This window comes from Mammaliicoccus sp. Dog046 (assembly GCF_034039665.1).
GTDB lineage: Bacteria > Bacillota > Bacilli > Staphylococcales > Staphylococcaceae > Mammaliicoccus.
The window spans coordinates 1,742,526-1,755,027 of record NZ_CP120131.1 but is presented as its reverse complement, the minus strand read 5'-3'; the positions used below and the strand labels follow the sequence as shown (position 1 = coordinate 1,755,027).

At 33.4% G+C, this 12,502-nt stretch carries 14 protein-coding genes; 11 read left to right on the top strand and 3 right to left on the bottom strand.

Annotated features, from left to right (window positions below; genetic code table 11):
• Positions 1-47: 47 nt before the first annotated feature.
• Positions 48-1,730: a ribonuclease J1 gene (gene rnjA / locus P3U32_RS08740; protein WP_323702751.1), complete on the bottom strand. Its 1,683-nt coding sequence runs from the start codon at positions 1,728-1,730 to the stop codon at positions 48-50.
• The gene (locus tag P3U32_RS08735; protein ID WP_323702750.1) at positions 1,731-1,943 is read right to left on the bottom strand and encodes a DNA-dependent RNA polymerase subunit epsilon; all 213 of its coding nucleotides are present in this window, start codon (positions 1,941-1,943) and stop codon (positions 1,731-1,733) included.
• 236 nt (positions 1,944-2,179) lie between these two features.
• Here P3U32_RS08735 and P3U32_RS08730 point away from each other — a divergent pair, with 236 nt between their 5' ends.
• Together P3U32_RS08730 and P3U32_RS08725 are read left to right on the top strand one after the other, a co-directional pair.
• Positions 2,180-2,959: a Cof-type HAD-IIB family hydrolase gene (locus P3U32_RS08730; RefSeq protein WP_323702749.1), complete on the top strand. Its 780-nt coding sequence runs from the start codon at positions 2,180-2,182 to the stop codon at positions 2,957-2,959.
• Between the two features lie 12 nt (positions 2,960-2,971).
• On the top strand, positions 2,972-3,244 hold the full coding sequence (locus P3U32_RS08725) for a hypothetical protein (protein ID WP_323702748.1): 273 nt from the start codon (positions 2,972-2,974) through the stop codon (positions 3,242-3,244).
• A 50-nt stretch (positions 3,245-3,294) separates the two neighbouring features.
• Here P3U32_RS08725 and def read toward each other — a convergent pair whose 3' ends face one another.
• Positions 3,295-3,849 carry a peptide deformylase gene (gene def, locus P3U32_RS08720; RefSeq protein ID WP_323704863.1) on the bottom strand — a complete coding sequence of 185 codons (555 nt, stop codon included), beginning with the start codon at positions 3,847-3,849 and terminating at the stop codon, positions 3,295-3,297.
• 121 nt (positions 3,850-3,970) lie between these two features.
• On the opposite strand from def, the gene P3U32_RS08715 reads away from it, so the two are divergent.
• From P3U32_RS08715 to P3U32_RS08675, 9 genes are all read left to right on the top strand, one after another.
• The gene (locus tag P3U32_RS08715) at positions 3,971-4,603 is read left to right on the top strand and encodes a YkyA family protein (protein WP_323702747.1); all 633 of its coding nucleotides are present in this window, start codon (positions 3,971-3,973) and stop codon (positions 4,601-4,603) included.
• A 163-nt stretch (positions 4,604-4,766) separates the two neighbouring features.
• Positions 4,767-5,879 (top strand): pyruvate dehydrogenase (acetyl-transferring) E1 component subunit alpha, encoded by a 1,113-nt coding sequence (gene pdhA / locus P3U32_RS08710; RefSeq protein ID WP_323702746.1) that lies wholly within the window; start codon positions 4,767-4,769, stop codon positions 5,877-5,879.
• A 3-nt stretch (positions 5,880-5,882) separates the two neighbouring features.
• A complete protein-coding gene (locus P3U32_RS08705) occupies positions 5,883-6,860 on the top strand; it encodes an alpha-ketoacid dehydrogenase subunit beta (protein ID WP_323702745.1) in 978 nt (325 codons plus the stop codon).
• Between the two features lie 41 nt (positions 6,861-6,901).
• Positions 6,902-8,194, top strand: a complete 1,293-nt coding sequence (locus P3U32_RS08700; RefSeq protein ID WP_323702744.1) for a dihydrolipoamide acetyltransferase family protein — start codon at positions 6,902-6,904, stop codon at positions 8,192-8,194.
• 2 nt (positions 8,195-8,196) lie between these two features.
• Positions 8,197-9,603, top strand: a complete 1,407-nt coding sequence (gene lpdA / locus P3U32_RS08695; RefSeq protein ID WP_323702743.1) for a dihydrolipoyl dehydrogenase — start codon at positions 8,197-8,199, stop codon at positions 9,601-9,603.
• Positions 9,604-9,666: 63 nt separating this feature from the next.
• Positions 9,667-9,939: a UPF0223 family protein gene (locus tag P3U32_RS08690; RefSeq protein WP_323702742.1), complete on the top strand. Its 273-nt coding sequence runs from the start codon at positions 9,667-9,669 to the stop codon at positions 9,937-9,939.
• Positions 9,940-10,054: 115 nt separating this feature from the next.
• On the top strand, positions 10,055-10,597 hold the full coding sequence (locus P3U32_RS08685) for a helix-turn-helix domain-containing protein (protein WP_323702741.1): 543 nt from the start codon (positions 10,055-10,057) through the stop codon (positions 10,595-10,597).
• 10 nt (positions 10,598-10,607) lie between these two features.
• A complete protein-coding gene (locus P3U32_RS08680) occupies positions 10,608-11,705 on the top strand; it encodes an ABC transporter ATP-binding protein (protein WP_323702740.1) in 1,098 nt (365 codons plus the stop codon).
• Positions 11,698-12,501, top strand: a complete 804-nt coding sequence (locus P3U32_RS08675; protein WP_323702739.1) for an ABC transporter permease — start codon at positions 11,698-11,700, stop codon at positions 12,499-12,501. The genes P3U32_RS08680 and P3U32_RS08675 overlap by 8 nt, the downstream gene beginning before the upstream one ends.
• Position 12,502: the final 1 nt, after the last annotated feature.

Sequence of the window (12,502 nt, the reverse complement as noted above, 5' to 3'; positions counted from 1 at the left end):
CTAAAAACAACCTGAACTTGTCAATTTAAGTTCAGGTTGTTTTGGTTTTATTTTTCGTCATTAATTTTCATAATGATTGGTAATATCATTGGTTTACGTGCTGTTTTTTCATATAAGTACGGTTGTAATGCTTCCGTAATTGTTGATTTAACATGATGCCATTCTACTTTTTCATTTTTGTTTAATTTTTCTATGACTGATTTTTTGATTAAGCGTTGTGCATCATAAATGAGATGTCCAGATTCACGCATATATACAAAACCTCTAGAAATAATATCTGGGCCAGAAAGTAATTGTTTTGTTTGGAAGTCAATGCTGACTACAACGATTACAAGTCCTTCTTCAGATAATACTTTACGGTCTTTGATGACAACATTACCGATATCACCGATACCGCTACCATCAACGAAGACACTACCAGAAGGAATCCGTCCTGCGTGTCGTGCTGAATCTTTTGTTAATGCTAAAACATCACCGATTTCATAGACGAAGATATTATCTGGGTCTACACCACAATTAATACCTGTCTCGCTATGTTTTTTCAACATACGATATTCACCATGGATAGGCATGAAGTATTTTGGTTTAAGTAATCGTAACATTAATTTCTGTTCATCTTGAGAACCATGACCAGAAGTATGGATATTAGATAATTTACCATGAATAACATCAGCACCAGCTTTGTAAAGTGCATTAATTGTTCTGTTTACACTTTTCGTATTACCTGGAATGGGTGATGAACTGAACACAACAGTGTCATCTGGAATGATACTAATTTGTCTATGTGTACCATTAGCAATTCTTGATAATGCTGCCATTGGTTCACCTTGAGATCCTGTACATAAAATTAAAATTTCATGTTTTGGTACAGTGTTAATTTTGTTAGGCTCAATAAATGTTTCAGGTGGTACTTTAATATAGCCTAATTCTGTACCGATTTTTATATTGTTTTCCATAGAGCGACCAAATACGACGATCTTACGGTTGTATTTCACGGCAGCTTCTACAGCTTGTTGTACTCTATAAATGTTAGAAGCAAATGTTGCGAATATGATTCTTCCTTTACACTTACGGAAAATTTCATCAACATTTTGTCCGACTTCTTTCTCACTTAATGTGAAGTTTGGTACTTCAGAGTTCGTTGAGTCAGAAAGTAGACATAGAACACCTTCAACACCAAGTTGTGCCATTTTCGCGATATTAGCAGGTTTCCCAACTGGTGTGAAATCAAATTTGAAATCTCCAGTATGGACAACTTTACCTTCAGGCGTATCGGCAATAATACCGTAAGCTTCAGGAATACTATGTGTTGTTAAGTAGAATGAAATTTTGAAATGTTTAAATTCAAATACTGAATCTTCATCAATTTCATTTAATTGAGCTGTCTTTAATAAGTGATGTTCTTCTAATTTGTTTCTAATAAGACCTAAAGCAAGTGGTCCACTATAAATAGGGACGTTAAGCTGTTTTAATAAAAATGGCACGCCACCGATATGGTCTTCGTGTCCATGTGTTATAAATAAAGCTTTTACTTTATGTTTGTTTTGAATTAAGTAAGTATAATCTGGAATCACGTAATCGATACCAAGTAAATCATCGTCTGGGAATTTTATGCCCGCATCGATAATGATGATTTCATCTTGATATTCGAGGGCGTACGTGTTTTTACCAATTTCACCGAGACCACCCAGTGCATATACACCAACTTCATTTTTTTGTAGTGGCTTCATTTAGATATTCTCCACTTTGAAATGGTCAGATTGTTTTTCATAGTCTAAATGTGCGCCCTCTAATTTTTGGACAAATTCGATATTATAATTACGGTCTGATAAATATTTTCTAACTTCTTCTTCTGTTTGTCCTTCGAAATATTTAGTTTGTGTGCTTTCGCGTACGATTACTTCACTTTTGTCTTCTTGAAAAAATACTTTAAAAATTGCCATTTATAAAAATCCTCCTAGGTTAATTAACATAAATAAAGCCCTAGTTTTAATTCTAGGGTTTGTCAATTGTTTCATTTGATTCCCGTTCATTTTGAAAAGTAGTTATAATCTGAATATATAAATACCTTTTTAATAAGTTCATTTTACATGATAATTAGAGATAAATAAAGATATTTAACTAAATCTTTCATATATAATAAATATCGACTAAAATAGAATAAAGGAGGCGATGAAAGTTGGACAAAAAATTAGTATTTTTGGATATTGATGGAACAATTTACGATGAAAATAAAGAAATTCCTCAATCTACTATTACAGCCATACAAAAACTTAAAGGAAATGGACACATAGTCGCTATCGCAACTGGACGAGCGCCTTATATGTTTAATGCAGTATTGAAAGCAACTGGGATTGATACATTTGTATCATTAAATGGACAAATTGTTGTTCATAATGGTGAAGTTGTTGGGAAGCATCCACTAAATAAAGAACAATTAAATCGTATTGTTGAAAGTGCACATGAAAATAATCATCCTTTAGTATTTTTTGGAGAGACAGCAGTTTATGCTAATGTTGAAGAGGATCAGCATATTTCAGAAAGCTTAGGAACTTTGAAAATGGATTATCCTGAATACCATAATACATATTATCAAGAACATCCTGTATATCAATCACTTATTTTTCATGCGGATGATGAGGATGATAAATATGATAATAAGTATGGAGGTTTGAAATTTTATCGTTGGCATCCACTTAGTCGTGATATTGTGCCAAGTGATCGTTCTAAAGCAGAAGGAATTAAAGAATTAAGTGAAAAATTAGGATTTTCAATGCAGGATGTCATTGCATTTGGAGATGGTCCTAATGATATAGAAATGATTTCAGAAGTAGGGCTAGGTGTAGCGATGGGGAATGCTGTTCCTCAATTGAAGGAAGTTTGTGACTTCGAAACGAAACATGTTTCTGAAGAGGGCATTTATTATGCGTGCAAAGAACTAGGTTTGATACACGAATAGGAAGTGAAAATGATGGATAAAGTTGAACGTATTATCAAGACGGTTATTGGAGAAAAAGACCGATCAGATAAACAATTAAAGGGCATTGAATTCAATATTCGAAAAAATGAAGTTGTTATGATCTACAATTATGATGAATCTATTCATGTTCCACAAGAAAATCATCATTATTTAAAACATAATAAAGATCCTGAATGGTTGAATTTAGATGAGCTTGCATTGATTCAGAAGGCTTTAAAAGAAAAAAATATTCATTTTATAGAACGACGCGATGAGTTTATGTAAAAAGCACTTTATAATGGTGATATCACCATTATAAAGTGCTTTTTAATAAATTAATTAACTTCTACTGCATCATCTAAAGGCTTGAATGGATCATTTTGATTGATGTAATCATAAAACATTACGCCGTTTAAATGGTCGATTTCATGTTGTAACACGATTGCTGGATAACCTTTAAATCTTTTCTTGAAAGGTGTTCCATCAATATCAAATGCTTCAATTGTAACTTTATAATTTCTGTGTACAAGTCCAGGCTTTGATTCATCAACGCTTAAACAACCTTCACCGCCTGGTAAGTATGCTTTTTGTACACTGTGGCTTACAATTTTAGGATTAACAAGTTGAAGTTCAATTGAGTTCCCTTTACTATCATCCTGAATATATACAGCTAACATTTTTTTTGAAACATTAATTTGCGGAGCGGCGAGCCCAACGCCAGAACGAAGACCATATTTTTTCGCGATTGTTTCATCTTGTGAGTTCTTCAAGAATTCTAACATTTCATCTAATGTAGTTTTATCTTCAGTTGAAATAGGTAATTTCACTTCTTCAGCTTTATTTCTTAGTGTTTCGTGTCCATCACGAATAATATTTTCCATAGTTATCATTTTCATGCACCGTCCTCATATAAAATTTTATCAAAAACGGCACTGATTTACATCTATAATTTATTGTATAAATAAAAAAAACAGAGTAACATGTTTATTGAAATGTAAGGAGGCAATATGAATGAAAGGTATGAAAATGTTAATGTTGACGATGACAACTGCATTAACTTTCACAGCATGTAGTCCGTCAAAAGATTCACTTGAAACATTTAATAATAAAATCAACAAAGCACAACAAGAAGAAAATATAATCGTTGATTTAAATGAAAAAATGAAGAAAGCTGAAAATGAAAAAACGAAAAAAATAAAATCATTAGATGAAGCAAAAGGTCAAGATTATAGAAATAAAGCACAAAGTATCGTTGATAATATCGATAAAAGAGAATCATTGGTTGAAGATGAACAAAAAGCAATGAACAAATCTCAAAAAATATATTCTGAATCTAAAAGTGAATTGAAAAAGATAAAAGATCAGTCTCAACGTAAAGAAGCAAAAGAATTAATGGACGAACTTGAAAATAAATATAAAGCGCATGACAAAGTGGTCGAAGGTTATAACAAATCACTCGACAAAGAAAAAGAATTATTTAGTTACTTAGCAAAAGAAAAAGCGACACAAGATGGAACGAATAAAAGAGCTAAAGCACTCACTGATGAAAATAAGAATACAGCTAAAGTTGTTTCAGATTATCAAAATCAAGTTAAAAAGGTAATGAAAGAGAAGAAAGATATTGAGCAATACTTAGAAGCATAATTTGTATTAGTACAGTTTGAAATTTGTTGTAATACAGTTCGAAAGAAAGCCTTATCAAAAGGGTTATCATAATGTTAGTATTTTTTATTTAACAGTAAAACAGTTTTGTGTTAAACTAATTAAGAAATGATTATTTAATATAGGGAAAGGTATGGTGAATTGAATGGCTCCGAGAAAAAAAGCCCAATTCGATGCAGTAGCGACTTTAAATGAAATAGAGTCTAAATTTGAAATGGTTCAAGTATTAGATGAAGAAGGAAACGTCGTAAATAATGATTTATTACCGGACTTATCAGATGAAGAACTTGTAGAATTAATGGAAAGAATGGTTTGGACACGAGTACTTGATCAACGTTCTATCTCATTAAATAGACAAGGTCGTTTAGGTTTCTATGCACCAACAGCAGGACAAGAAGCTTCACAATTAGCTTCACATTATGCACTAGAGAAAGCAGACTATGTTTTACCAGGTTACCGTGATGTACCTCAATTAATCTGGCACGGTTTACCATTAACTAAAGCATTCTTATTCTCACGTGGACACTTTATTGGTAACCAATTCCCAGAAGGTGTTAATGCATTAAGTCCACAAATCATCATCGGTGCACAATTTGTGCAAACAGCTGGTGTTGCTTTAGGAATTAAAAAACGTGGTAAGCAAAATGTAGCAATTACTTATACAGGTGACGGTGGTTCATCACAAGGTGATTTCTATGAAGGTATTAACTTTGCATCTGCATATAAAGCACCTGCAATTTTCGTAATTCAAAATAACAACTATGCAATCTCAACACCACGTGAAAAACAAACTGCAGCTAAAACATTAGCTCAAAAAGCAGTTTCAGCTGGTATTCCAGGCGTTCTTGTTGACGGTATGGATGCTCTTGCAGTATATGCTGTTACTAAACAAGCGCGTGATCGTGCAGTAAATGGTGACGGTCCATCATTAATTGAAACATTAACTTATCGTTATGGTCCACATACAATGGCTGGTGATGATCCAACACGTTACAGAACTTCTGATGAAGATTCAGATTGGGAAAAGAAAGATCCATTAGTACGTTATAGAAAATATCTAGAAGCTAAAGGCTTATGGAATGAAGAAAAAGAAAACGAAGTAATGGAAAGAGCAAAAGAAGAAATCAAAGCAGCTATCAAAGAGGCAGACAATACGCCTAAACAAAAAGTTACAGACTTAATGGAAAACATGTATGAAGAAATGCCTTACAACTTAGCTGAGCAATATGAAATTTACAAAGAGAAGGAGTCGAAATAAGTCATGGCACAAATGACAATGATTCAAGCGATTAACAATGCGCTTCAAAGCGAATTAAAAAGAGACGAAAATGTTTTATTATTCGGTGAAGACGTTGGTGTAAACGGCGGAGTATTCCGTGCAACAGAAGGTTTACAAAAAGAATTCGGTGAAGATCGTGTATTCGATACACCACTTGCAGAATCTGGTATTGGTGGTTTAGCTTTAGGTTTAACGCTTGAAGGTTACCGTCCTGTCATGGAAATCCAATTCTTTGGTTTCGTATTTGAAGTTATGGACTCAGTTGCTGGGCAAATTGCACGTCATCGTTTCCGTTCAGGTAATTCAAAAACAGCTCCAATAACAATTCGCGCGCCATTCGGTGGCGGTGTTCATACACCAGAACTACATGCTGATAACTTAGAAGGTTTAGTAGCGCAATCACCTGGTTTGAAAGTTGTTATTCCTTCAAACCCATATGATGCTAAAGGACTATTAATTTCAGCTATCAGAAGTAATGACCCAGTTGTTTACTTAGAACACATGAAATTATATCGTTCATTCCGTGAAGATGTTCCGGAAGAAGATTATGAAGTTGAAATTGGTAAAGCTAAAGTTAAACGCGAAGGTACAGATTTAACAATCATCACTTACGGTGCTATGGTTCAAGAATCAGTTAAAGCTGCTGAAGATCTTGAAAAAGATGGTTACTCAGTAGAAGTTATTGATTTAATCACTGTTCAACCTTTAGATATTGAAACAATTGTTAAATCAGTTGAAAAAACTAACCGTGTGATTGTTGTTCAAGAAGCTCAAAAACAAGCTGGCGTTGGTGCAAATGTAGTAGCAGAAATTTCTGAAAGAGCTGTTCTTTCATTAGAAGCGCCTATTGCACGTGTCGCAGCTGCTGACACTATTTATCCATTCACACAAGCTGAAGGTGTTTGGTTACCAAACAAAAAAGATATCGTAGCGCAAGCTAAAGAAACATTAGAATTTTAATGCGCATTAAAATACGGATTTAATATTAGGAGGAAAAAATCGTGTCATTCGAATTTAAATTACCAGATATCGGTGAAGGTATCCACGAAGGTGAAATTGTAAAATGGTTTGTTAAAGCAGGAGACGAAATTCAAGAAGATGACGTTTTATGTGAAGTTCAAAATGATAAATCAGTCGTTGAAATTCCATCACCTGTTGCAGGTAAAATAGAAGAAGTTATGGTTGAAGAAGGAACTGTATCTGTTGTTGGTGATACAATTGTTAAAATTGATGCGCCAGACGCAGAAGGTTTACAATTCAAAGGCCATGATGACGAAGAAGAAGAAACGAAAGAAGAAGCACCAGCTGAAGAAGTAAAAGAAGAAACTTCAGCAGCAAATGATGCAGAAGTTGACGATTCTAAACGTGTAATCGCAATGCCTTCAGTTCGTAAATTTGCTCGTGAAAACGACGTAAACATCAAAGCAGTATCAGGATCAGGTAAAAATGGTCGTATCTTAAAAGAAGATGTTGAAGCTTACTTAAATGGTGGTTCTAAATCAGAAGCTACTACAGAAGAAACTTCAGCTGCTACTGCAACTGCAAGTGAAGAAACACAAGCTGTTCAATCTCCACAAGTTCCTGAAGGTGAATACCCAGAAACACGTGAGAAAATCCCAGCTATGCGTAAAGCAATTGCTAAAGCAATGGTTAACTCTAAACATACAGCTCCACACGTAACATTAATGGACGAAATCGATGTTCAAGAGTTATGGGATCACCGTAAAAAATTCAAAGAAGTGGCTGCTGAACAAGGCACTAAATTAACATTCTTACCATATGTTGTTAAAGCATTAGTGTCAGCACTTAAAAAATACCCAGCATTAAATACTGAGTTCGATGAAGAAAATGGTGAAATTGTTCATAAACATTACTATAATGTAGGTATAGCTGCAGATACTGATCGTGGTTTATTAGTACCAGTAGTTAAGAACGCTGACCATAAGTCAATGTTCCAAATTTCAGATGAGATCAATGAATTAGCTGTAAAAGCACGTGATGGTAAATTACAAGCTAATGAAATGAAAGGTGCAACATGTACTATCAGTAATATTGGTTCTGCAGGTGGACAATGGTTCACTCCAGTAATCAATCACCCTGAAGTTGCTATTTTAGGAATTGGTCGTATCGCTCAAAAACCTATCGTTAAAGATGGAGAAATTGTTGCGGCACCTGTATTATCATTATCACTAAGTTTTGACCATAGACAAATTGATGGCGCTACTGGTCAAAATGCAATGAACCATATTAAGAGATTATTAAATAATCCAGAATTATTATTAATGGAGGGGTAAAAATGGTAGTTGGAGATTTTCCTATTGAAACAGATACTATTGTAATTGGAGCAGGTCCTGGTGGTTATGTTGCAGCAATTCGTGCAGCACAATTAGGACAAAAAGTAACAATCGTTGAAAAAGGCGAATTAGGTGGCGTATGTTTAAACGTTGGTTGTATCCCATCTAAAGCATTATTATCAGCATCACACCGTTTCCATAATGCACAACATTCAGAAGATATGGGTGTAGTTGCAGAGAAAGTATCATTGAATTTTGAAAAAGTTCAAGAATTCAAAAATGGCGTTGTTAAAAAATTAACAGGCGGCGTTGCTGGATTAATGAAAGGTAACAAAATTGATGTAGTTAATGGTGAAGCTTACTTCGTAGATGAAAATAACTTAAAAGTTATGACAGAAAAAGCTTCTCAAACTTATACTTTCAAAAATGCAATCATTGCAACTGGATCACGTCCAATTGAAATTCCTAATTTCAAATTTGGTAAACGTGTTATAGATTCAACAGGTGCTTTAGCACTTCAAGAAGTTCCTGAAAAATTAGTCGTAGTTGGTGGCGGATATATCGGTTCTGAACTTGGTACTGCTTATTCTAACTTCGGTTCTGAAGTTACTATTCTTGAAGGCGCGAAAGATATCTTAGGCGGTTTCGAAAAACAAATGACTCAAATCGTTAAAAAAGGTCTAAAAGAAAAAGGCGTTGAAATCGTAACTGAAGCAATGGCTAAATCTGCTGAAGAAACTGATAATGGCGTGAAAGTTACTTATGAAGCTGGCGGAGAAACGAAAGAAATCGAAGCTGACTATGTATTAGTTACTGTAGGACGTCGTCCAAATACTGATGAATTAGGTCTTGAAGAGTTAGGTATTAAATTATCTGAACGTGGATTAATCGAAGTTGATGAACAAAGCCGTTCTTCAATCGAAAATATCTACGCGATTGGTGATATCGTAGCTGGCCCTCCACTTGCACATAAAGCAAGCTATGAAGCTAAAGTTGCTGCAGAAGCAATTTCAGGCGAAAAATCAGCGGTAGACTACTTAGCTATCCCAGCTGTATGTTTCACTGAACCTGAATTAGCGACTGTAGGACATTCTGAATCAAGTGCTAAAGAAGAAGGCTTAGAAGTTAAAGCTTCTAAATTCCCATTTGCTGCAAATGGTCGTGCTTTAGCATTAAATGAAACTGCTGGTTTCGTTAAACTTGTTTCATTAAAAGAAAATGGCTTATTAGTTGGTGCTCAAGTAGCTGGAACAGGCGCTTCAGACATCATTGCTGAATTAGGATTAGCTATTGAAACTGGAATGACTGCTGAAGATGTTTCATTAACAATTCATGCACATCCAACTTTAGGTGAAATTTCTATGGAAGCTGCTGAAGTAGCTTTAGGAACACCTATTCATACGCTATAATCTAAAGAATCAATAAAGGGTTGGACAATTTGTCCAACCTTTTTTTTATAAAGGAGTGTAAATATGGAATATAGTTATCCTATTGACGTAGATTGGACTCAAGAAGAGATGATCCAAGTCGTTGAATTTTTTAATCATATTGAAAATGCTTATGAAGATAAAACAGATAGAGAACAATTTGCCAATGCATATAAAAATTTCAAAAAAATAGTTCCTGGTAAATCTGATGAGAATAATATATACAAAGAATTTAAAGAAGCAAGTGGTTATGATGGCTATAAAGCTATTAAAGCACTTAAAGAAGATAAAGAGTCATCACACATTTCAATTAAATAATTTATAATAAATCCCTCAAAAAAGTGTTGAATAATAAAATGATTTCTGTTATTTTATTAAAGGTACTAAACTTAATGTTTAGTAAAAGTAAACAAACACGTTTTTTGGGGGATTTATGGATATTGGAGAAAAGCTTAAAAATTTACGCCATCAAAAAAATTTAACACAAGAAGAATTAGGTGAACGTACAGATTTATCTAAAGGTTATATATCACAATTGGAAAGAAATCTATCTTCACCATCAATGGAAACATTTTTGAATATATTAGATGTATTAGGTGTTGAACCTAGTGAATTCTTTAATGAAAAGCTATATCAAGCACGTATATATTATCCAAATAATGAGCAAACTTTATATGATGAATATGATTTAGGTTACAAAATCAAATGGTTAGTACCAGATTCAAATGAATTTGAAATGGAACCTGTAATTATTCAATTAAGAAGTGGTGCAAAGTATAAATGTTTTAGTCCTTCTTCTTCAGAAACATTTGCATATGTTAAAAAGGGAGAAATCACATTAAAATTAGGTAAACAAACATTCACTGCTAGTCAGGGAGAATGTTATTACTTTAAGGCAAATGAAGAACATCAATTTTCAAATTTGTCAGAGCAAGTTGCAGAGGTATTAATCGTAGCTACAGAATCATATTTATAGGAGGTAAATTATGTCACAATCAATTATAAAGTTTGAAAATATATCAAAAAACTTTAGTAACACTCAAGTATTAGATGATATTAGTTTTGAAATAGAGGAAGGTAAGTTCTATACTTTACTCGGTCCGTCAGGTTGCGGTAAAACGACAATATTAAAATTAATTGCGGGATTTGAAACAGCAACGAGCGGGGACATTCTATTTAATAACAAGATTATCAATCAGGTGCCTGCAAACAAAAGAAAAGTAAATACAGTGTTTCAAGATTATGCATTATTTCCTCATTTAAACGTCTTTGATAATGTAGCTTTTGGATTAAAAATCAAAAAATTAAATAAAAGTGAAATAAAAAACAAAGTAAAAGAAGCGTTGAAACTCGTTAAACTTGAAGGTTATGAAGACCGCCAAATCACTGAAATGAGTGGTGGACAAAAGCAACGTGTTGCAATTGCAAGAGCGTTAGCGAATGAACCTGAAATTATTTTACTAGATGAACCATTGTCTGCTTTAGATTTAAAGTTAAGAACAGAAATGCAATATGAATTAAGAGAACTTCAACAGAGATTAGGAATTACTTTCATATTTGTTACACATGATCAAGAAGAAGCTTTAGCAATGAGTGATTACATATTTGTCATGAGAAACGGTAAAATTCAACAAAGTGGTACACCTGTAGATATATACGATGAACCTGTAAATAAGTTTGTTGCTGATTTTATAGGTGAATCCAATATTGTGAGTGGCATAATGAAACGAGATTATGTCGTTGAAATGTATGGCATACCTTACGAATGTGTCGATGCTGGTTTCGAAAAAGATGCCAAAGTAGATGTTGTCATTCGTCCAGAAGATATAACAATCAAGTCTGAAAGTGAAGGTCGTATTTCTGCTGTTGTTGATTCTCAACTATTTAGAGGCGTACATTATGAAATATGTTGTTTTGATGCACAAGGTAATGAATGGATAATACAGACGACTAAAAAAGCAACAATTGGAGAAACGGTCGGTCTTTACTTTGAATCAGAAGCCATTCATATTATGTTACCTGGTGAAACTGAAGAAGAATTTGATCGTCGAATAGAAAGTTATGAGGATGATAACAATGAATAAAATAAAATCCATTCTACTTGTACCTTATATGATTTGGATTGTGTTATTTATTATTGTTCCTATTGGTATGATTTTCTACGCATCGTTATTAGATATTGAAGGGCATTTTTCTTTAGTAAACTATCAGAATTTCTTTACAAGTAGCTATTTACGTATGACTGTAAGTTCTATATGGTATGCAAGTATCATTACGTTTTTCTGTTTAGTGATTAGTTATCCATTAGCGCTCGCATTAAGAAGTGCAAAGCATAAAGAAGTACTCCTTCTGCTAGTGATATTACCGACATGGATAAATTTATTGCTAAAAACATATGCATTTATTGGTATTTTAAGTCATGATGGTTTACTTAATAAATTATTAAGTATTTTCCATGTACCATCAACAGAGTTTTTATTTACAAGTACGGCATTTATCATTGTTTCGGTATATATTTATATACCGTTTATGTTGTTGCCGATATTTAATTCGATGGAAGAAATACCTGAGAATTTATTACAAGCATCAAGAGATTTAGGTGCGAGTCATTTAACAACTTTTAATCGCGTAATTGTCCCTCTAACATTAGAAGGTGTTAAGACAGGTATTCAAATTACATTTATTCCTGCTTTATCATTATTTATGATTACAAGATTAATTGCTGGGAATAAAGTCGTCAATTTAGGGACTGCGATTCAAGAGCAATTTTTAGTGACACAAAACTATGGTATGGGATCAACAATCGCCGTATTCTTAATTATTGCAATGGCATTTATCCTAATCATTACAAAATCTAAATCAGAGAAAAAGGAGGTTTAGT

Excerpts from the sequence above, each read along its gene's own strand:
- rnjA (WP_323702751.1), bottom strand. The coding sequence starts at position 1,730 with ATGAAGCCACTACAAAAAAATGAAGTTGGTGTATATGCACTGGGTGGT.
- P3U32_RS08735 (WP_323702750.1), bottom strand. The coding sequence starts at position 1,943 with ATGGCAATTTTTAAAGTATTTTTTCAAGAAGACAAAAGTGAAGTAATC.
- P3U32_RS08725 (WP_323702748.1), top strand. The coding sequence starts at position 2,972 with ATGGATAAAGTTGAACGTATTATCAAGACGGTTATTGGAGAAAAAGAC.
- def (WP_323704863.1), bottom strand. The coding sequence starts at position 3,849 with ATGATAACTATGGAAAATATTATTCGTGATGGACACGAAACACTAAGA.
- P3U32_RS08715 (WP_323702747.1), top strand. The coding sequence starts at position 3,971 with ATGAAAGGTATGAAAATGTTAATGTTGACGATGACAACTGCATTAACT.
- pdhA (WP_323702746.1), top strand. The coding sequence starts at position 4,767 with ATGGCTCCGAGAAAAAAAGCCCAATTCGATGCAGTAGCGACTTTAAAT.
- P3U32_RS08705 (WP_323702745.1), top strand. The coding sequence starts at position 5,883 with ATGGCACAAATGACAATGATTCAAGCGATTAACAATGCGCTTCAAAGC.
- lpdA (WP_323702743.1), top strand. The coding sequence starts at position 8,197 with ATGGTAGTTGGAGATTTTCCTATTGAAACAGATACTATTGTAATTGGA.
- P3U32_RS08690 (WP_323702742.1), top strand. The coding sequence starts at position 9,667 with ATGGAATATAGTTATCCTATTGACGTAGATTGGACTCAAGAAGAGATG.
- P3U32_RS08685 (WP_323702741.1), top strand. The coding sequence starts at position 10,055 with ATGGATATTGGAGAAAAGCTTAAAAATTTACGCCATCAAAAAAATTTA.
- P3U32_RS08680 (WP_323702740.1), top strand. The coding sequence starts at position 10,608 with ATGTCACAATCAATTATAAAGTTTGAAAATATATCAAAAAACTTTAGT.
- P3U32_RS08675 (WP_323702739.1), top strand. The coding sequence starts at position 11,698 with ATGAATAAAATAAAATCCATTCTACTTGTACCTTATATGATTTGGATT.